The sequence below is a fragment of the Streptomyces himastatinicus ATCC 53653 genome (assembly GCF_000158915.1).
GTDB lineage: Bacteria > Actinomycetota > Actinomycetes > Streptomycetales > Streptomycetaceae > Streptomyces > Streptomyces himastatinicus.
In genome coordinates this window covers 9362445-9363489 of record NZ_GG657754.1, presented here as the reverse complement: position 1 = coordinate 9363489, position 1045 = coordinate 9362445, and the positions used below count along the sequence as shown (strand labels likewise).

Sequence of the window (1045 nt, the reverse complement as noted above, 5' to 3'; positions counted from 1 at the left end):
GCGGGCCGGGTGCGCTCGCGTCGAGGAACTCACCCACCACGTTTTCCTGGCCCTGCCCGAGAAGGGCGCCCTCCAGCTGCGCGTCCTCGTCCGGGCGGCGGACGACTCGGGGCGGCGGCCCTTCGCCGTCCACTCACGGCCCGAGGACGCCCTGCCGGGCACCGACTGGACCTGCCACGCCACCGGCGCGCTCGGCGCCACCACGGAAGCCACCAGCGCACCCGACGACGCGGCCTGGCCTCCGGCCTCCGCCGAACCCCTCGACACCGACGGGTTCTACCGGCGGATCGCCGACGCCGGTTTCGGCTACGGCCCGCTGTTCCAGGGGCTCAAGGCCGCCTGGCGGGACGGCGATGGCACGCTCTACGCCGAGGTCGCCCTGCCCGCGGGCACGGCCCCGGGCCCGTACGGCGTCCACCCCGGGCTGCTCGACTCGGCGCTCCATCCGCTCGCCCTGGCGGCGGGTGACTCCGACGACGGCACGCTCCGGGTGCCGTTCTCCTGGAGCGGAGTGACCCTCCACGCGACCGGTGCCCGCGCCCTGCGGGTCCGGCTCGCGCGCCTCGCGGCCGATGCGGTCGCGCTGCGGGTCATGGACTCCGCAGGGGCGCCCGTTCTGACCGTCGACTCCCTCGTCCTGCGCCCGGTCGGCGCCGAGCAGCTCGCCGCCGCCAGGCCCGACCGCGACGGCGCGCTCCACGAGGTCATCTGGCGCGCGGTGGCCACCCCGCCGGACGCCACCGTGCCCGCCGAGGGCGCGGGGTGGGCCGTGGTCGGGGACGCGGGCGACCGGCTGGTCGCCGCGGCGCTGGCCGCGCTCGGCCCCGCGGCCGAGGCGTACCCGGACGCCGACGCGCTGCGCACGGCGCTGCGGTCCGGCGCGACACTGCCGGGGACGGTGGTCGCCCGGTGCGCCGGGGCGGCCGACGGCGACACCGACCCGGCGTCGGCGGCACACTCCGCGACGGGCCACGTCCTGGACCTGCTCCGGACGGTCCTGGCCGACGGCGGGCCGGACACCCGCCTGGTGGTCCTCACCGGGGGT

At 78.7% G+C, this 1045-nt stretch carries 1 protein-coding gene; it reads left to right on the top strand.

What is annotated here, in order from left to right:
- The coding region (locus SSOG_RS54365) for a polyketide synthase dehydratase domain-containing protein (RefSeq protein ID WP_039939803.1) at nt 1-1045 on the top strand (1045 nt) is incomplete at both ends.